This is a genomic window from Terriglobales bacterium (assembly GCA_035573675.1).
Classification (GTDB): Bacteria; Acidobacteriota; Terriglobia; order Terriglobales; family Acidobacteriaceae; genus DATMAB01.
Genome location: DATMAB010000006.1, coordinates 60,219 through 78,712 on the forward strand (window position 1 = coordinate 60,219; position 18,494 = coordinate 78,712).

The 18,494-nt window shown below is 64.1% G+C and carries 15 protein-coding genes; 14 read left to right on the top strand and 1 reads right to left on the bottom strand.

What is annotated here, in order from left to right:
- Nucleotides 1-19 precede the first annotated feature (19 nt).
- The 14 genes from VNK82_00700 (at nt 20) to VNK82_00765 (ending at nt 17,454) form a co-directional block, all read left to right on the top strand.
- The gene (locus tag VNK82_00700) at nt 20-1,156 is read left to right on the top strand and encodes an efflux RND transporter periplasmic adaptor subunit (protein HXE89460.1); all 1,137 of its coding nucleotides are present in this window, start codon (nt 20-22) and stop codon (nt 1,154-1,156) included.
- A complete protein-coding gene (locus VNK82_00705; GenBank protein HXE89461.1) occupies nt 1,153-4,299 on the top strand; it encodes an efflux RND transporter permease subunit in 3,147 nt (1,048 codons plus the stop codon). Before VNK82_00700 ends, VNK82_00705 begins: the two co-directional genes overlap by 4 nt.
- Before the next feature lie 672 nt (nt 4,300-4,971).
- Entirely contained in the window at nt 4,972-5,670 is a 699-nt protein-coding gene (locus VNK82_00710; GenBank protein ID HXE89462.1) for a cytochrome c3 family protein, read from the top strand.
- Nucleotides 5,671-5,707: 37 nt separating this feature from the next.
- Complete coding sequence (locus tag VNK82_00715; protein HXE89463.1) at nt 5,708-8,731, top strand: TAT-variant-translocated molybdopterin oxidoreductase; 3,024 nt, start codon at nt 5,708-5,710, stop codon at nt 8,729-8,731.
- On the top strand, nt 8,731-10,110 hold the full coding sequence (nrfD, locus tag VNK82_00720; protein ID HXE89464.1) for an NrfD/PsrC family molybdoenzyme membrane anchor subunit: 1,380 nt from the start codon (nt 8,731-8,733) through the stop codon (nt 10,108-10,110). Before VNK82_00715 ends, nrfD begins: the two co-directional genes overlap by 1 nt.
- A complete protein-coding gene (locus VNK82_00725) occupies nt 10,110-10,646 on the top strand; it encodes a DUF3341 domain-containing protein (GenBank protein HXE89465.1) in 537 nt (178 codons plus the stop codon). Before nrfD ends, VNK82_00725 begins: the two co-directional genes overlap by 1 nt.
- Before the next feature lie 22 nt (nt 10,647-10,668).
- Nucleotides 10,669-11,304: a cytochrome c gene (locus VNK82_00730; GenBank protein ID HXE89466.1), complete on the top strand. Its 636-nt coding sequence runs from the start codon at nt 10,669-10,671 to the stop codon at nt 11,302-11,304.
- Complete coding sequence (locus VNK82_00735) at nt 11,301-12,515, top strand: hypothetical protein (protein ID HXE89467.1); 1,215 nt, start codon at nt 11,301-11,303, stop codon at nt 12,513-12,515. The genes VNK82_00730 and VNK82_00735 overlap by 4 nt, the downstream gene beginning before the upstream one ends.
- Nucleotides 12,502-12,957, top strand: a complete 456-nt coding sequence (locus VNK82_00740) for a hypothetical protein (protein HXE89468.1) — start codon at nt 12,502-12,504, stop codon at nt 12,955-12,957. Before VNK82_00735 ends, VNK82_00740 begins: the two co-directional genes overlap by 14 nt.
- A gap of 2 nt (nt 12,958-12,959) precedes the next feature.
- Entirely contained in the window at nt 12,960-13,805 is an 846-nt protein-coding gene (locus tag VNK82_00745) for an SCO family protein (GenBank protein ID HXE89469.1), read from the top strand.
- A gap of 2 nt (nt 13,806-13,807) precedes the next feature.
- On the top strand, nt 13,808-14,797 hold the full coding sequence (gene coxB / locus VNK82_00750; protein HXE89470.1) for a cytochrome c oxidase subunit II: 990 nt from the start codon (nt 13,808-13,810) through the stop codon (nt 14,795-14,797).
- Nucleotides 14,794-16,434, top strand: coding sequence for a cytochrome c oxidase subunit I (gene ctaD / locus VNK82_00755; protein ID HXE89471.1), 1,641 nt, complete (start codon nt 14,794-14,796; stop codon nt 16,432-16,434). Before coxB ends, ctaD begins: the two co-directional genes overlap by 4 nt.
- Nucleotides 16,424-17,161 (top strand): cytochrome c oxidase subunit 3 family protein, encoded by a 738-nt coding sequence (locus VNK82_00760; GenBank protein HXE89472.1) that lies wholly within the window; start codon nt 16,424-16,426, stop codon nt 17,159-17,161. The genes ctaD and VNK82_00760 overlap by 11 nt, the downstream gene beginning before the upstream one ends.
- Nucleotides 17,158-17,454 (top strand): cytochrome C oxidase subunit IV family protein, encoded by a 297-nt coding sequence (locus VNK82_00765; protein HXE89473.1) that lies wholly within the window; start codon nt 17,158-17,160, stop codon nt 17,452-17,454. Before VNK82_00760 ends, VNK82_00765 begins: the two co-directional genes overlap by 4 nt.
- 98 nt (nt 17,455-17,552) lie before the next feature.
- On the opposite strand, the gene VNK82_00770 is transcribed toward VNK82_00765, so the two are convergent.
- A complete protein-coding gene (locus VNK82_00770) occupies nt 17,553-18,452 on the bottom strand; it encodes a GntR family transcriptional regulator (protein HXE89474.1) in 900 nt (299 codons plus the stop codon).
- Between the last annotated feature and the right edge of the window lie 42 nt (nt 18,453-18,494).

The following is an 18,494-nucleotide window of genomic DNA, read 5'->3' on the forward strand; positions in this document are numbered from 1 at the left end:
GTTCTCCGGAATTAAACCGATGATGCCAGCACGCAGCGCGCGGCAGGTCGCACTGCTCCTCTTCGCCGCCCTGCTTTTTCTCGCAGGCTGTTCGAAGCAGCAGGCGGCGCCGGTACCGCCGGCGGCTCCAGTCACCGTTGCCCGGGTGGTGCAGAAGACCATGCCGGTCGAGCTGTCAGCCATCGGTTCGGTCGAGCCCACCTCCTCGGTGGCCGTCAAGTCGCAGGTCGCCGGGGAACTCATCGGCGTGCACTTCACCGAAGGCCAGGACGTTCGCGCCGGGCAGTTGCTGTTCACCATCGACCGCCGCCCGCTGGAAGCGGAGTTGCGGCGCGCGGAAGCCAGCCTGGCGCGCGACGAGGCTCAGCTCAAGAACGCCCGGGCACAGGCGGTACGCTACACCCGGCTGGTCGAAGAAGGCGTGGTGGCCAAGGAGCAGTACGACGCCATCGTCGCCAACGCCGAAGCCCTGGAGGCCGCGGTGAACGCCGACCGCGCCGCGGTCGAAAACGCCAGGGTACAGCTCGCCTACACCACTATTTATTCCCCCGTGGACGGCCGCACCGGCAGCCTGATGGTCCACAAAGGCAACGTCGTCAAAGAGAATGACGAGAAATCGCAGCTGGTGGTCATCAACCGGATCACGCCTATCTATGTGAGCTTCACGCTTCCGGAACAGCATCTGGCGGAAGTGCGTCGCTATATGGCCGAGGGCAAGCTGACGGTACAGGCCACGATTCCCCAGGACTCCGGCCCCCCCGTCGAGGGCGTGGTCAGCTTTGTGAACAACGAAGTGGACCGGACGACGGGCACCATCCGGCTGAAAGCCACGTTCCCCAACCAGGACCGCCGCCTGTGGCCCGGCCAGTTCGTCGATGTCCGCCTGAAGCTGACGGCCCAGCCGAATGCCATCGTGATCCCGGCCCAGGCCATCCAGTCCGGACAGCAGGGGGATTTCGTCTTTATCGTCAAGCCGGACCAGACAGCCGACAGCCGCCAGATCAAAGTGGCTCGCGTGCAAGACGGCCAGGCCGTGATCGCCGAGGGCCTTGAGGTCGGCGAAACCGTGGTCACCGACGGGCAAATCCGCCTGGTGCCCGGCGCGCGCGTGGAGATCAAAAACCCTCCGCAAACCAGCCAGGAGCGCCGGCCATGAACATTGCCGAACTCTTCATCCGGCGTCCGGTCACCACCACGCTGGTCATGCTGGCGGTGCTGATCTTTGGCGCCATGGGCTACCAGCGCCTGCCGGTCAGCGACCTGCCCAACGTCGACTTCCCCACCATCCTGGTGAATGCCAGCCTGCCTGGCGCCAGCCCGGAAACCATGGCCTCGGCCGTGGCCACGCCGCTGGAGCGCCAGTTCTCGACCATCGCCGGCCTGGACAGCATGACCTCTACCAGCGGGCTGGGCTACAGTTCCATCACGCTGCAGTTCAACCTCAGCCGCGATATCGACGCCGCCGCGCAGGACGTTCAGGCCGCAATCGCCAAGACGCAGCCGCAGCTTCCGCGCGACATGCCTGCGCCGCCTTCCTATCAGAAGGTGAACCCGGCCGATCAGCCCATCCTCTACCTGGCGCTGAGCTCGCCGACCTTGCCGCTTTCCGCCGTGGATGAGTACGCGCAGACGTTCGTGGCGCAGCGCATCTCCATGGTGAGCGGCGTGGCGCAGGTGCAGGTTTACGGTTCCCAGAAGTACGCCGTACGGGCGCAGCTCGATCCGCGCGCCCTGGCGACGCGCCAGATCGGCATCGACGAGATCGCCGATGCCGTCCGTGGCGGCAACACCAACCTGCCCACCGGCACCCTCTGGGGACGCTACCAGGCATTCACGCTGGAGACCAATGGCCAGCTCACCCAGGCGTCCTCGTACCGGCCGCTGGTGGTGGCCTACCGCAACGGCTCGCCGGTCCGCCTGGAGGAACTCGGCCGGGTCATTGACAGCGTCGAGAACGACAAAGTGGCGAGCTGGTTTCAGGGAACCCGGGCCATCGTGCTCGCCGTGCAGCGCCAGCCCGGCACCAACACCGTAGAGGTCGTGGACTCGATCCGCAATCTGCTGCCTACGTTCCGCGCGCAGATGCCGGCTTCGGTCAGCCTCGACATCATGTTCGACCGCTCGGTCAGCATCCGCGATTCCGTCCACGATGTGAAGTTCACCCTGGTGCTGACCATGGCGCTGGTCATCCTGGTGATCTTCCTCTTCTTGCGGAATTTCTCCGCCACCGCCATTCCCGCTCTTGCGGTGCCGCTTTCCGTGATCGGCACTTTCGCCGTCATGTACCTGCTGGGCTTCAGCCTGGATAACCTCTCGCTGATGGCGCTGACCCTCTCGGTGGGCTTCGTGGTGGACGACGCCATCGTCATGCTGGAGAACATCGTGCGCCACATGGAGATGGGGAAGAAGCCATTCCAGGCGGCGCTGGAAGGCTCGAAGGAAGTCAGCTTCACCATTCTCTCCATGACCATCTCTCTGGTCGCGGTGTTCCTGCCCGTGCTGTTCCTGGGCGGCATCATCGGACGCCTGCTGCACGAGTTCGCCGTGACCATCAGCGTGGCCATCCTGATCTCCGGCGTGGTTTCGCTCAGCCTCTCGCCCATGATGTGCAGCCGTTTCCTGCGCCCCTCCGCCACCGGCGAGCACGGCCGGCTTTACATGCTCTTCGAGCGCATGTTCGACCGCCTGCTCTCGGCTTACGACCACAGCCTGGTCTACGTCATGCGCCATCGTTTGGCGACCATGGTGATCTCTGCCGGCCTCCTGGTGGCGACCGTGTACTTGTTCATCGCCATCCCCAAGGGCTTCCTGCCCAGTGAGGACACCGGCAGCGTGTTCACCTTCACGGAGGCGCGGGAGGGCATCTCCTTCGACGATATGAAGGAGCACCAGTTGAGGATGGCGGCCATCCTGCAGGCGCAACCGGAGGTCGCGACTACGTTCTCCGCCATCGGTGGCGGCGGCAGCGCCGCGGCCAACAACTCCGGGCGCATTTTCGTCCGCCTGAAGCCGCGCAGCGAACGGGCGCACGTGGACGAGCTCATCGAAAAGTGGCGCTCCCAACTGGCCGGTGTCCCCGGCATCCGGGCCTTCATGCAGAATCTGCCGCCCATCCGCATCGGCGGCCAGCTCACCAAGAGCCAGTACCAGTTCACGCTGCAGAGCCCGGACACCAACGAGCTCTACGAATACGCTCCCCTGCTCGAAAGCAAGATGAAGGAGCTGCCCGGGCTGCAGGACGTCACCAGCGACCTGCAGATCAAGAACCCGCAGGTGAACGTGGAAATCGACCGCGACAAGGCCGCCGCGCTCGGCGTCACCGCGGCCCAGGTGGAAGAAGCCCTGTATACCGCGTACGGCTCGCGCCAGATCTCCACCATCTACGCGCCCAACAACCAGTACCGCGTCATCATGGAGCTGCTGCCCGAATACCAGGCCGACCCCGCGGCTCTCTCCATGCTGTATGTCCGTTCCTCCAGCGGCCAGTTGATCCCGCTCAACGCCGTGGCCAGCCTCACCCGCAACGTCGGGCCGCTCACGGTCAACCACCTGGGACAGCTTCCGGCCGTCACGCTCTCGTTTAACCTGAGACCGGGCGTGTCGCTGGGTGAAGCCGTCAGTCAGGTGGAGCGCGCTGCCGGCCAGACCCTGCCCGCCACCATCAGTACCAGTTTCCAGGGCACGGCGCAGGCCTTCCAGGCTTCCCTGCAGGGATTGACGCTGCTGCTCATCATGTCGGTCGTGGTCATCTATCTGGTGCTGGGGATTCTGTACGAGAGCTTCATCCACCCCATCACCATCCTCTCCGGGCTGCCCTCCGCAGGCTTGGGCGCGCTGATCACGCTGATGCTGTTCCGCAGCGACCTGAATCTCTATGCTTTCGTAGGCGTCATCATGCTGGTGGGCATCGTGAAGAAGAACGCCATCATGATGATCGACTTCGCGCTGGAGGCGCAGCGCAACGCCGGCAAGGACGCGGCCGAAGCCATCTACTACGGCGCCCTGGTGCGCTTCCGCCCCATCATGATGACCACCATGGCGGCGCTGATGGGCACGCTGCCCATCGCTCTCGGGTACGGCGCCGGCGCCGAAGCGCGCCAGCCGCTGGGCCTGGCCGTGGTGGGGGGCCTGCTGGTCTCGCAGCTCCTGACTCTCTACATCACCCCCGTCTTCTACACCTACATGGAACAGTTGGTGGCCTGGCTGCGCGGCGAAAGCAAGCTGCGGCCGGTGGCAATCATTCCCCAGCCCGCCGAGAAGACTCTGGCTGCGGTGGGCGAGCCGGTACACCACGACTGAGCAGGCCTGAATCGTTCTGCCAGGTATGTGCCCGGGGTCTGTACCCCGTGTACCTACCCCCCCATTTTTCTGCAAAATCTTGTTAACAAAGGACTTGACGAATTTGGGACGAGCAAAATATTCAAGGCAAATGGGTTAGAGGCAAAATCGTCAAAGCAAAGGAGTTATCCCTCCAAGCAATGCTATGCTCAATAACTATAGCAACATGGAGGAGAAGTGTCAAGCGAAAAGTTATCTGACCTGTCTCGAAGATAAGCAATGAGATAAGCACTGAGATGGGGCGGGCTTCTGCAACAGCGGGGCTCGGGTACACCGGAAAGGAGCCCCGGCCTCCTGGTCGCGGTTTGAAGGTCCAACCGCGACAACCCGGGAGTCGGTTCCCGAATTGCGTGAGCACGGACGAATCCCACGCCCATGGTGCGTTGCCGACATTTTGCCGCATCTCAGGCGGCAGTTTTTCGGCCGAATACAGTGCGAACGGTCCCAGCGCCAATCCGTCCAACTGCGCCCTTGTCCGAGCGAACTGCCGGAATCGAATCCGCCTGCTATAATCTCGTGTTTTCGCTGCCGCTCCTGTTGCGGCACTGTGTACTCGCGACGCTCGCGCTGAGAATCTGATGTTCAACCGCGCGGCCTGCGGCCGGGGACGCGCACGACGCAATCGCCCGTTCGATGTCGCAGATCTTTCATCGCAGCACGAACACCATCTCGCGGCTGACCATCTATGGAGCGGCGTTCGTGCTGGCATCGCTGGCCTGGACCACGGCTGAAGTGCAGCGTTCCGGCTACGTGACGCGCGAGGGCGACGCGCGCGAGCAGTGGCCGCCGTTCAGCCATCAGCACCATGTCGCCGGACTGGGCATCGATTGCCGTTATTGCCACACCTCCGTCGAAACCTCGAGTTTCGCCGGCATCCCGCCCACCCGCACCTGCATGGGTTGCCATTCGCAGATCTGGAACAACGCTCCCATGCTTGAGCCCGTGCGTGAGAGCTTCCGCACCGGCAAGTCTCTGGCCTGGACGCGCGTTTACGACCTGCCCGACTTCGCCTATTTCGACCACAGCATCCACGTGGCCAAAGGCGTAGGTTGCACCACCTGCCACGGCTCCATCCAGAACATGGCGCTGACCTACCAGGCCGTCTCCCTGCAGATGGAGTGGTGCCTGGAATGCCATCGAGCGCCAGAGAGATTCCTGCGGCCCAAGTCGGAGGTGTTCAGCGTCTCTTACGAACCGCCGGTTGCGGGCAAGCCTGTCACCGTGGCGGGACAACAGTTTGAAAGCCAGTTGGAGCTCGGCCGCTGGCTCAAACGCGAGTACAAGATTCGCGGAACCATGGACCTGACCAGTTGTTCGACGTGTCATCGCTGAAGAAAGGCAGCGGAACGGGACGGAGCTCAAGGAATCGGTGAGCGCAGGGGACAAGTCGATGTGCGCGGCCGAGCGTGCCAGGCCCGCACCATCCGCGGCCAAGCCGCTGGAGTTGAACGAGGTGCGCGCATGTTTGCAGGCGGCGCGTGGTCCGCACTACTGGCGGAGCCTTGAAGAGCTCGCGGCCACGCCCCAGTTCACCGACCTGCTGCACCGCGAATTCCCGCGCCACGCCACCGAATGGGACAACGCCCTCTCCCGCCGCCGCTTCCTCGAGGTCATGGCCGCTTCGCTGGCGCTGGCCGGCCTGAGCGGCTGCACCAGGCAGCCCACCGAGACCATTGTCCCCTACGTGCGTCAGCCGGAGGAGTTCGTTCCCGGCAAGCCGCTGTTCTACGCCACCGCCATGACGCTCTCCGGCGTCGCCCTGCCGCTGCTGGCGGAAAGCCACATGGGCCGGCCCACCAAGATCGAAGGCAATCCGGAACATCCGGCCAGCCTGGGCGCAACCGACATCTACGCGCAGGCTTCTGTCCTCGGTCTTTACGATCCGGACCGCTCGCAGACGTTGCGCAATCTGGGCGAGGTACGACCCTGGACGTCGTTTCTCGGCTCCATGCGCGGCCCCATGGCCATACAGAAAACGACCGGCGGCGGCGGCCTGCGCATCCTGACAGAAACCGTGAGCTCGCCGACCCTGGCGTGGCAAATCGGCTCCCTGCTCAGGGATTTCCCCAACGCAAAGTGGCATCAGTACGAACCGGTGAACCGCGACAATGCCCGGGCCGGATCGCAGATGGCTTTCGGCCAGTTCGTGGATGCGCAATACCGCTTCGAGAACGCCGACGTCATTGTCTCGCTCGACGCCGACTTCCTCTCCAGCGGCTATCCCGGCTTCGTGCGTTATGCCCGCGACTTCGCCAAGCGCCGCAAGCTCGAAGCCGGCAACACGAAGATGAGCCGCCTGTACGTGGTCGAGAGCACGCCGACCAACACGGGCGCAGTGGCGGACCATCGTTTAGCCATGCGCGCCACAGACATTGCCGGCCTCGCACATGCCCTGGCGGGTGCGTTCGGCATTGGATCCCACCAGGCGGCCGCGCAGTTCGAACAGTGGTCTACAGCCATCGCCAGCGAATTGCAGGCTCATCGAGGCACGTCGCTGATTCTCGCTGGCGAGAACCAGCCACCGACCGTGCACGCTTTGGCCCACGCCATGAACGAAGCGCTGGGCAACGTGGGCCGCACCGTCATCTATACCGACCCGGTCGCGGCCAACCCGGTCATCCAGACGGAATCCTTGCGCGAACTGGTTGCCGAGATGGAAGCCGGCAAGGTCGAGTTGCTGGTCATTCTTGGCGGCAATCCGGTGTTCAACGCGCCGGTCGACATTGCGTTCGCGAAGCATTTGCACAAGGTCGGCTTGCGGGTGCACCTGGGCCTTTATCACGACGAGACCGCCGCCCTTTGCCACTGGCACGTGCCCGAGGCGCACTACCTCGAATCCTGGAGCGACGCCCGTGCCTACGACGGCACGGTCAGCATCGTGCAGCCGCTGATCGCCCCGCTCTACGACGGCAAGACCGCGCATGAAGTGCTGGCGGCGCTCACCGATCGCCCTGACCGCTCCGCCTACGAGATCGTCCGCGAATACTGGAAGACGCAGCATCCCGCATCCGATTTCGAAATGTTCTGGCGCCGCTCCCTGCACGATGGATGGATCGAAGGTACTTCCTTCGCGCCAAGACAAGTGACCGCGAAAACAACGGCGTTCCCGCAGGCAGCCCCGATACCCGCCGCGCTCGAACTCACCTTCCGCCCTGATCCTTCCGTGTATGACGGCCGCTTCGCCGGCAACGGCTGGCTGCAGGAACTTCCCAAGCCGCTCTCCAAACTCACCTGGGAGAACGCCGCGTTCTTCAGCCCCAGGACCGCCGAACGCGAGCGCCTGAAGACGGGCGACGTGATCGAGTTGCATTTTGAAGGACGCCAGCTCAAAGCGCCGGTGTACATCCTTCCCGGCCAGCCGGATGAATCCGTGTGCGTGCATCTCGGTTACGGGCGTCATCGAGCCGGCCGAGTCGGCTCCAACATCGGGTTCAATGCGTACGCGCTGCGGAACGCGGGCTCCTTTTGGTTCGGCGGCAATCTGCGAATCGCACCGCAGCATGAGCGCCACGAACTTTCCGTCACCCACGGCCACTGGAACATGGAAGGCCGCGACCTGGTGCGGGCCGGCACCCTCGCCGAGTACGTCGCGAACCCACGCTTCGCGCACGAGCATCATGAAGAGCCTGCGCCCGGCCTCACGCTCTACCCGCCCCACAAGTACGAAGGCAATGCCTGGGGCATGGCCATCGACCTGAACTCCTGCATCGGCTGTAACGCCTGTGTTGTTGCATGCCAGTCGGAAAACAACATCCCCGTGGTGGGGCGCGAGCAGGTCATGGTCCAGCGCGAGATGCACTGGATCCGCATCGACCGCTACTTCGAAGGCTCGCTCGACGATCCGCGCATCTACTTCCAGCCCGTCCCCTGCATGCAGTGCGAGAACGCGCCCTGTGAGCCGGTCTGCCCGGTGGGCGCCACTGTGCACAGTTCCGAGGGCTTGAACGACCAGGTTTATAACCGCTGCGTGGGCACGCGCTACTGCGCCAACAACTGCCCGTACAAGGTGCGGCGTTTCAACTTCCTGCTCTACCAGGATTTCGAGACGCCCAGCCTCAAGCTGATGCGCAATCCCGATGTCTCGGTGCGCAGCCGCGGCGTGATGGAGAAATGCACCTATTGCGTGCAGCGCATCAACGCCGCGCGCATCGCGGCAGAGAAGGAAGACCGGACCATCCGGGATGGCGAGGTGCAGACCGCCTGCCAGCAGGCCTGCCCCGCCGGGGCCATCATCTTCGGCAATATCAACGACAAGGACAGCCGCGTGGCCCGGGTGAAGCAGGAAGCGCGCAATTACGGCCTGCTGGCGGAATTGAATACGCGACCACGGACCACGTATCTGGCTTCGGTGCGCAACCCCAATCCTGCTTTGGCAGCGGAGAAGAAGGCGTGATGGACGATCCCATCCAGGCCGAAGCTCGCAGCATCCCACGCCGCGCGCCGGTCATCGAGCCGGGGCACACGTTCGCCTCCGTCACCGACAAGATCAGCGCCATCGTCCTGCGCCGCAAGACTTCCCGCGGCTGGCTGCTGGGCTTTGCCATCGCCTTCCTCCTGGCCAACGTGATGTTCCTGTCGCTCGGCTACCTGGTCCTGAAAGGCACGGGCATCTGGGGCATCAACGCGCCCGTGGGCTGGGGCTTCGCCATCATCAATTTCGTCTGGTGGATCGGCATCGGGCACGCCGGCACGCTCATCTCCGCCATCCTGCTGCTCTTGCGCCAGAGCTGGCGCACTTCCATCAATCGATTTGCCGAGGCCATGACGCTGTTCGCCGTGGCCTGCGCGGCCATCTACCCCGGCATCCACGTCGGGCGCCCGTGGTTGGGCTACTGGCTCTTCCCTTATCCCAACACCATGGGGCTGTGGCCGCAGTTCCGCAGCCCGCTCATCTGGGACGTGTTCGCCGTCTCCACCTACGCCACTGTCTCGCTCATGTTCTGGTTCGTGGGCCTGATTCCCGACCTCGCCACCTTGCGCGACCGCGCCACCAACCGTTACGCGCGCATCCTCTACGGCATCCTGGCGATGGGATGGCGCGGTTCCGCCAAGCACTGGCATCGCTACGAGACCTGCTATCTTCTGCTCGCCGGACTGGCCACGCCGCTGGTGGTCTCCGTACACACGGTGGTCAGCTTCGACTTCGCGGTTTCCATCATCCCCGGCTGGCACACCACCGTCTTCCCGCCCTACTTCGTTGCCGGCGCCATCTACTCCGGTTTCGCCATGGTCATGACCCTGGCCATCCCCATCCGCGCCGTCTACGGCCTGGAAGACTTCATCACCATGCGTCACCTGGAGAACATGGCCAAGGTGATGCTCGCTACCGGCCTCATCGTCGGCTACGGCTACATGATGGAAACCTTCATGGCCTGGTACAGCGGCAGCACGTACGAGTGGTTCATGATCGTCAACCGCATGACCGGGCCCTACGCGCCGTTCTACTGGCTGCTGATCGCCTGCAACATTCTCATCCCGCAGGTGCTCTGGATCCACAAGGCCCGCACCCACGTGCCCACGCTGTTCGTGATTTCGCTCATCGTCAACGTCGGCATGTGGTTGGAGCGCTTCATCATCGTCGTGACCAGCCTGCATCGCGACTATCTGCCCTCGTCCTGGGGCATGTACTGGCCCACCTTCTGGGATTGGTCCACCTACGTCGGCTCCATCGGCCTGTTCCTCGCGCTGCTTTACCTGTTCATCCGCTTCCTGCCCATGATCTCGATCTTCGAGATGCGCACCATCCTGCCTGAGGCGGAGGTCAAGGAATAATGAAGAAGCCGCCCATCTACGGACTGCTGGCCGAGTTCGACTCGCCCACCGCCATCGTGTTGGCCGCGCGCCGCGCCCATGAAGCCGGGTACCGCCGGATGGACGCCTACACCCCTTTCCCCATCGAGGAGCTCACTGAGGCCATCGGCTTCCACCATACCCGCCTGCCGGCCATCGTGCTGTGCGGAGGCATCCTCGGCGGCCTGGGCGGATACGCGCTGCAGTACTGGGCCTCGGTTATCGAGTATCCCGTCATTGTCGGCGGCAAGCCTTTCCACTCCTGGCCGTCGTTCATCCCCGTGACTTTCGAGACCACGGTGCTGATCGCGGCCCTGTCCGCGGTGCTGGGCATGCTGGCGCTGAACGGACTGCCCATGCCCTATCACCCGGTGTTCAACGTGCCCGAGTTCGCCCTGGCCAGCAACAATCGCTTCTTCCTGTGTCTGGAAGCGGAGGACGAGCAGTTCGATCCTGCGGTCTCACGCAGATTCCTGGAGGGCTTGGGGCCAAGCGGAGTCTGGGAGGTGCCGCATTAACTTGCTGCGCCAATCCAGCCTTGTGCGTCTGCTGCCTGCGGCGTTGGCGTTCGCTGGCGTCGTCGCGGTCGGCGGCTGCCGCCAGGACATGCATGACCAGCCCAAGTACATCCCGCTGCGTCCCAGCGACTTCTTCGCCGACGGGCGCTCCGCTCGCCCGCCGGTGGAAGGCACCGTGGCCCGCGGGCAACTCCGCGACGACGTGCATCTCTACACCGGCATGATCGACGGCAAGCCGGCCGAGACCTTCCCTTTCCCGGTCACGCGTGAAGTGCTGGAGCGCGGCCGCCAACGCTTCAACGCCATTTGCGCTCCCTGCCACTCCCGCCTGGGCGACGGCAACGGCATCATCGTGCAGCGCGGCTATCGCCGGCCGGAATCGTTCCACACTGACCGCTTGCGCAAGGCGGCCGTCGGCTACTACTTCGACGTCATGACGCGCGGCTTCGGCGCCATGCCCGACTACGCCCCGCAAGTCACTCCGCAGGATCGCTGGGCCATCGCCGCCTACATCCGCGCCTTGCAGTTCAGCCAGAGAGCGACTCTCGACGACGTTCCCGCCGCCGAGCGCAAGTGGCTGGAGCAAACGCGCGGGGAAGGCATGACTCCTGCGCCGGAGGTTCCACAGCCACCGCAGACCGGAGGGGGAACGCGATGAGCGCTGCACCGCAATTCGCCGGCCTGGACTTCACGCCGCCTCCGGTGCTGGAGCTCATCCAGAAGCGTTCGCTCATCATCGGCGCCGCGGTGCTCGTCTTGTGCGGCATCGGCTGGGGGATGAACGCCGACCAGTTCTTCCGCTCCTACCTGGTCGGCTACATGCTCTGGTTGGGCATCAGCCTCGGCTGCTTCGCCTTCCTGCTGGTGCAGCATCTCTCCGGCGGAGGCTGGGGCCTGGTCATTCGCCGCGTGCTCGAGGCCGCTGCCAGCACGCGCGTCTTTTTCTTCCTGGCTGTGCTCTTTGTTCCAGTGGTGCTCGGCATGGGCCGGCTGTACGAGTGGACGCACGCCGACGCGGTCGCGAAGGACCATTTGCTCGCTCACAAGGCCGCTTACCTGAACACCGGCTTCTTCCTCGCTCGCGCGGCTTTCTACTTCGCCATCTGGCTCCTCTGGTCACGCTGGCTCGCCATCTGGTCCGAGCGCCAGGACAAGAGCGCCGACGTCCTGGTCCGCGCTCGCCTGCAATTCATCAGCGGCCCCGGCCTGCTCCTTTACGGCCTCACCGTCACCTTTGCTGCTGTGGACTGGGTGATGTCGCTCGATCCGCACTGGTTCTCCACCATCTACGGCATGCTGTTCATGGCCGGACAAGGCGTCAGCGCCATGTGCTTCGTCATCGCCATGGGCGTGCTGCTCACCAGGCACAAGCCCATGTCGGAGATCATGCGCGCCGAGCACTTCCACGATCTCGGCAAACTGATGCTGGCCTGCGTCATGCTCTGGGCCTATTTCGCTTTCTCCCAGTTCCTTATCATCTGGTCGGGAAACCTGGCCGAAGAAATCCCCTGGTACATCCGCCGCCTGGATAGCGGGTGGCAATTCGTCGCGCTGGCGCTCATCCTGTTCCACTTTGCGCTGCCCTTCCTGCTTCTGCTGTCGCGCGACCTCAAACGGCACGGGCGGCGCCTGGTGCGCGTGGCCATTCTCTTGCTGGCTGTGCGCCTGGTAGATCTGTTCTGGCTGGTCGCGCCCAATTTCGAAGCGCAGCACGGCGTCCAGGTCCACTGGCTGGACCTGGCGGCGCCGGTCGGTATCGGCGGCATCTGGATGTTTGCCTTTGTCTGGCAGTTGCGGCGGCGGCCGCTCATGCCGCTCTACGATCCACGTCTGAAGGACATAATGGAATCACAACATGCAGCCCACTGAGCAAAACCCGCAGCCGGGAGCGCCGCGCGTCGAGTCGACCGACATCAGCGCCCGCCCGGTGTTTCTGTTTGGCGTGGCGCTGCTGGTCGCTGCCGTCGTCATCTCGGCCGTGTTGTGGGCGCAGTTCCAGTATCTCGACCGTGCCGCCGCCCGCCGCGATCCCGAGGAAGATCCGATCCTCGCCGAGATGCGTCGCAAGGAACCGCCCCGCATGGGCCAGCCGGACCCGGTCGAGAAATTTCCCGAGCCGCGCCTGCAGTCCAACGCGGTCATCGAGCTCGACCGCATCCGCTTCACCGAACAGCGCAAGCTCTCGACCTACGGCTGGGTGGACCCCAAGGCCGGGGTCGTGTGGATCCCTATCGAGCGCGCCATCGAGCTGACCGCCGAACGCGGCCTGCCCGTGCGCCCGCAACCGCAAGCAACACAGAAGAAGGAATGACGATGTCGCGGCAGTCCACAATCCGAAGGTTGTCGCTGGCTGTGGTGATCGGACTCGCGTCGCCCGCGTTCGCGCAGCCGCCACAAGCGGCTCCGGCCCAGTCCGGCCTCCCGCCGCTGCTCGAGCAGGTCGGCATCGACCAGCGGCTCAACGAAACCATCCCCCTCGACCTCGCCTTCCGCGATGAAGCAGGGCGCTCGGTGACGCTCGGCCGGTACTTCGGCAAGCGGCCCGTGCTGCTTTCCCTCGTTTACTACACCTGCCCGATGCTGTGCGGCCAGGTGCTCAGCGGCACCACCAGCGCCCTGGGAGTGCTGAAGCTCGAGCCCGGCCGCGACTTCGAGCTCATCAGCGTCAGCATCAACCCCCATGAGACGCCTGCTGACGCCGCCCGCAAGAAGGAAGAAGTGCTCGCGCGCTACCGCCGTGCGGGCGCTGCCGAAGGCTGGCACTTCCTCACCGGCGAGCAGGCGTCTATTGACGCGCTGGCCAAGGCTGTGGGCTTCCGCTACGCCTATGACGCCAAGACCGGCCAGTACGCCCATGGCAGCGCCATCATGCTGCTCACGCCCGAGGGCCGCATCGCCCAGTACCGCATGGGGATCGAGTATTCGCCGAAAGACCTGCGACTCGGGCTGGTCGAAGCTTCCCGGAACAAGATCGGCAACCTGGTGGATCAGGTGTTGCTCTACTGCTATCACTTCGATCCCACCGCCGGACGCTATACCGCCGTCGCCATGAACATCCTGCGGCTGGCGGGCGCCGCCACGGTGCTGGCCCTGGGCACGTTCATCATTGTCATGCTGCGGCGGGATGCAGCGCATGCCCGCATGGGAGCGAGCGGCTAACCATGGGCTTCGACCTTCCACTGTTCCCCGACCAGGCGTCCACCATGGCGACGCGCGTGGACCACCTTTATTTTTATCTGCTCGCCGTCTCCGCCTTCTTCACCATCCTCATCACGGCGATGTTGATCTTCTTCGCCATCCGTTATCGCCGCGCCAGGCACCCGAATGCCGTCCCTATCGAGGGCTCCACCAAACTGGAACTCGCCTGGACCGGCATTCCGCTGATCATCGCCATGTCCATGTTCGTCTGGGCAGCGAACATCTTCTTCGCCATGAATCGGCCGCCGCGCGGCGCCCTGGAGATCTACGCCGTCGGCAAGCAGTGGATGTGGAAGTTCGAGCACGTCGGCGGGCAGCGCGAGATCAATCAGCTCCATGTTCCCGTGGGCCGCGACGTCAAGCTCACCATGATTTCCCAGGATGTCATCCACAGCATGTTCTTCCCTGCGTTCCGCGTGAAGCAGGACGTGCTACCCAACCGCTACACCACCGTCTGGTTCCATCCCACGAAGATCGGAACCTACCACCTGTTCTGCGCCGAGTATTGCGGCACCAAGCACTCCGGCATGATCGGGCAGGTGGTAGTGATGGAGCCGGCGCAATATCAGGCCTGGCTGGCCGGCGGCGCCCAGGGCGGTTCACTGGTGGCCTCGGGTGAGCGCCTCTTCCGCGACCTCGCCTGCGACACCTGCCATCGGCCGGACACCGGCGCCCGCGGGCCCGATCTCGCCGGCCTGTTCGGCAAGCCGGTGCGGTTCGCCGGCGGAGGCTCGGCAGTCGCCGACGAAACCTACATCCGCGAATCCATCACCAACCCGGCGGCCAAAGTCGTCGAAGGCTTCCAGCCCATCATGCCCACCTTCCAGGGACAGGTCAGTGAAGAGGGCCTGCTGCAACTGGTGGCCTACATCAAGTCGTTGCAGACGCAGACGCCGGCCGCTGCTCCCGGAGCGCCGCCGGCCGCGGCCGCTCCGCCCAGAGGGAATCCATGAGTACCGCTGTCGCCACTGCTCCCGAATCCATCCACCGCCGCCGGCACTATCTCAATGCCGACTACGGCATCCGCTCGTGGCTCTTCACCACCGACCACAAGCGCATCGCTCTGCTCTACCTGTTCTCCATCACGTTCTTCTTCGCGCTGGGCGGCCTGTTTGCCGTGCTCATCCGCCTGGAGCTGCTCACGCCCGCCGGCGACCTGATGACCTCGGACACCTACAACAAGGTGTTCACCATGCATGGCATCATGATGGTCTTCTTCTTCCTCATTCCCTCGGTGCCGGCCACCCTGGGAAATTTCCTCATCCCCATGATGATCGGCGCTCGCGACCTGGCGTTCCCCAAGCTGAACCTCGCCAGTTGGTACCTGTTCATGGCCGGAGGAGTCTTCGCCCTTTACTCCGTGGTGACCGGCGGCATTGACACCGGCTGGACCTTCTATACGCCGTTCTCCACCACCTACTCCAACACCAAGGTCATTCCAGCGGCCCTGGGCATCCTTATCGCCGGCTTCTCCTCCATCTTCACCGGGCTCAACTTCATCGTCACTGTGCATCGCATGCGCGCGCCGGGGCTGACCTGGTTCCGCCTGCCGCTGTTCGTCTGGGCCAACTACGCCGCCAGCCTCATCATGGTGCTGGGCACGCCGGTGCTGGCCATCACCATCATCCTGGTCTTCCTGGAGCGCGCTTTTCACATCGGCATCTTCGACCCGCGCCTGGGCGGCGATCCTATCCTCTTCCAACATCTCTTCTGGTTCTATTCGCACCCCGCGGTCTACATCATGATCCTGCCCTCGATGGGCGTCATGAGCGAACTGATCTCCGCCTTCTCTCGCAAGCGCGTCTTCGGCTACAGCTTCGTTGCCTTTTCCAGCGTCGCCATCGCCGTGTTCGGTTTCCTGGTCTGGGGACACCATATGTTCGTCAGCGGGCAGTCCGTCTATGCCGCCATGGTGTTCTCCATCCTCAGCTACCTGGTCGCCATTCCTTCAGCGGTGAAGGTGTTCAACTGGACGGCCACGCTCTACAAAGGCTCCGTCTCCTACCAGACGCCCATGCTCTACGCCTTCGGCTTCCTGGGACTGTTCACCATCGGCGGCCTCACCGGCCTGTTCCTCGCCGCCCTGGGCGTGGACGTGCACGTCACCGACACCTACTTCGTGGTCGCTCATTTCCACTACATCATGGTCGGCGGCGTCATCATGGGATATCTCGGCGGACTGCACTTCTGGTGGCCAAAGATCACCGGCCGCCTCTATCCCGAAGGTTGGGCCAAGCTTTCAGCGCTGGTGGTTTTCCTGGGCTTCAACCTCACCTTCTTCCCGCAGTTTGTGCTCGGCTACCTGGGGATGCCGCGCCGCTACCACGCCTACCCCGAGGAGTTCCAGGTGCTGAACGTGATGTCCAGCGCCGGCGCTTCCATTCTCGGGGTCGGCTATCTGTTGCCGCTGTTCTATCTGCTGTGGTCCATGCGCTACGGCCCCGAGGCCGGCCCGAACCCGTTCGACGCCCGCGGACTGGAATGGCAAACCGCCTCGCCGCCGCCCACGCACAACTTCGAGCAGGTGCCCATCGTCCAGGAAGAGGCGTACGCCTACCACGCCGCCCAGGAGGTGCCGGTTGCAGGATAGCCACGCCGCGGCGGCGCACCATCCCGCCTTCCAGCATCACTTCGAGACCATGGAGCAGCAGCGCGAGGCTTCCACCCTCGGCATGTGGCTGTTCCTCATCACCGAGATCCTGTTCTTCGGCGGGATGTTCACTGTCTACCTCGTCTATCGCAACTGGTACTTCGCCTCCTTCGCCGCCGGAAGCCTCACGCTCGATCTCACCCTCGGCGCATTCAACACCGTTGTGCTCATCGGCAGCAGCCTCACCATGGCTCTGGCCGTTCACAGCGCGGAAACCGGCCAGCGCAACTTGCTGGTGGCCTTTCTCCTCCTGACCATCCTGTTGGGCGCGACCTTCCTGGGCGTCAAGGCGGTCGAGTACAGCCACAAGTTCGAGGAGCACCACGTCCCCGGGCCTTCCTTCCGTTTCGGCAGCGAGGAACTGCGCCACTTCCACGAGGAAGCCACCGCTCTGCGCTCCACCCAGATCCATGGCGTCGAGCTGGGCGAAGTGCAGTTGTTCTTTTCGCTCTACTTCGCCATGACCGGCATGCACGCGCTGCACATGGTCATCGGCATCGGCGTGCTGAGCGTGCTGGCGTGGAAGTCCCGCCGCGGCGTGTATTCGCCGGAATACTTCGCCCCGGTCGAATACGCCGGCCTCTACTGGCATTTCGTGGATATCGTCTGGATCTTCCTGTTCCCGCTGCTTTACCTCATCACGCGCCACGTGGGGGTGCATCCATGAGCGGACACGTCGTCCCTTTGAAGGTCTATTTCGCGATTTTCGCCACATTGATGGTGCTGACCGCGCTCACAGTGCGCGTGGCCTTTATCAACCTGGGACCCTACAACGCCGCGGTTGCGCTGGGAATCGCCACCACCAAGGCCGTGCTGGTCATCCTCTATTTCATGCACCTGCGCTACAGCAGCAAGCTCACCTGGATCGTCGTGCTGGCCGGCTTCTTCTGGCTGGGCATCTTGCTGGTCATCACCATGACCGACTACGTCACCCGCAGCCTGCCGCATTTGCCCACCTAGTTAGAGCGGACCCGGCAGGCAGAAAATGTTGCCATCCGGTCAACCGCGACTGGCCGAGACGAGTCCAAACCTCTCTCTCTGCCCCTGTGCCTCTGTGGCTAAGCCTTCCCCGGCAGCGCATCCCGTAATGCCGCCAGCGACTTCTTCGAAAGCGTCGTCACCACCATGACGTTGCGCGCTTTCACTCGCGCCCGCGTGCGCGAGTCGCAGATCACCAGGTCCGCAGCTTCGGGCGGCGCATCCTTCGGTCCCAGCAGGCACTCCACGATCTCGTGCTTTCTTCCCGCGGCGGACGCGGCCAGCCCCCGCGCCGCCTCAATGAACTCCATGCTCTCGGATGCGATGGCGATGACCGAGGGCTCGTCCAGCGCCCGCACCCGTTCCACAAACTCCTTCGCTCGCGGGAATTCCACCGGTACCGGCGCCGAGCGCCTGGGATACACATCCGGAAACTTTTGCAGCGCATGCACGGGCACGGCCAGCACCGCTCCGAGGGCCAGCCCCGGCGTGGCCTGCAATTCCTGCGGAGTGCACGCGCTGGCTGGCGACCCGGTCGCTTCCGCCAGGTCGTGCGCGATGATCTGTGCCAGCGCCCGGTCTTCTTCCACTACCAGATAGTGGTCCGGCGGCTGCTCGGCCATCCGCGCCCGCACCCGCTCGCGAATCTCCTGCAGCTTGTAGCCGCGCTCGCGCGCGAACGCCAGAAAGGCGTTGATCAGTTCGTCGAGGTCGCGCGCCTGCTCCAGCGCCGTGTGCTCGTCGGGCAGGTTGACGAACACGCCTGCGCCCGGCTTCATGACCACCCAACCCCGCTGCGCCAAGTGCCGGTAGGCATGGCTCACGGTGTTGTGGTGGATGCCGAGCTGCTTCGCCAGCTCGCGTACGCTGGGCAGCGCATCGCCCGGCTCCAGCTCTCCCGCGCCGATCGCCACCCGCACCTGCTCGATGATCTGCTCCCGCACCGAAACCGCACCCGTCTTCGACACGAGAATTTTCATTGCGTGTGACGGCTGGCAGCCGGAGATCTGGAAACTTGCAGC

Bases quoted from the DNA above. Each gene is read 5' to 3' on its own strand.
- VNK82_00700 (HXE89460.1), top strand. From the start codon at position 20: ATGATGCCAGCACGCAGCGCGCGGCAGGTCGCACTGCTCCTCTTCGCC.
- VNK82_00705 (HXE89461.1), top strand. From the start codon at position 1,153: ATGAACATTGCCGAACTCTTCATCCGGCGTCCGGTCACCACCACGCTG.
- VNK82_00710 (HXE89462.1), top strand. From the start codon at position 4,972: ATGTCGCAGATCTTTCATCGCAGCACGAACACCATCTCGCGGCTGACC.
- nrfD (HXE89464.1), top strand. From the start codon at position 8,731: ATGGACGATCCCATCCAGGCCGAAGCTCGCAGCATCCCACGCCGCGCG.
- VNK82_00725 (HXE89465.1), top strand. From the start codon at position 10,110: ATGAAGAAGCCGCCCATCTACGGACTGCTGGCCGAGTTCGACTCGCCC.
- VNK82_00735 (HXE89467.1), top strand. From the start codon at position 11,301: ATGAGCGCTGCACCGCAATTCGCCGGCCTGGACTTCACGCCGCCTCCG.
- VNK82_00740 (HXE89468.1), top strand. From the start codon at position 12,502: ATGCAGCCCACTGAGCAAAACCCGCAGCCGGGAGCGCCGCGCGTCGAG.
- VNK82_00745 (HXE89469.1), top strand. From the start codon at position 12,960: ATGTCGCGGCAGTCCACAATCCGAAGGTTGTCGCTGGCTGTGGTGATC.
- coxB (HXE89470.1), top strand. From the start codon at position 13,808: ATGGGCTTCGACCTTCCACTGTTCCCCGACCAGGCGTCCACCATGGCG.
- ctaD (HXE89471.1), top strand. From the start codon at position 14,794: ATGAGTACCGCTGTCGCCACTGCTCCCGAATCCATCCACCGCCGCCGG.
- VNK82_00765 (HXE89473.1), top strand. From the start codon at position 17,158: ATGAGCGGACACGTCGTCCCTTTGAAGGTCTATTTCGCGATTTTCGCC.
- VNK82_00770 (HXE89474.1), bottom strand. From the start codon at position 18,452: ATGAAAATTCTCGTGTCGAAGACGGGTGCGGTTTCGGTGCGGGAGCAG.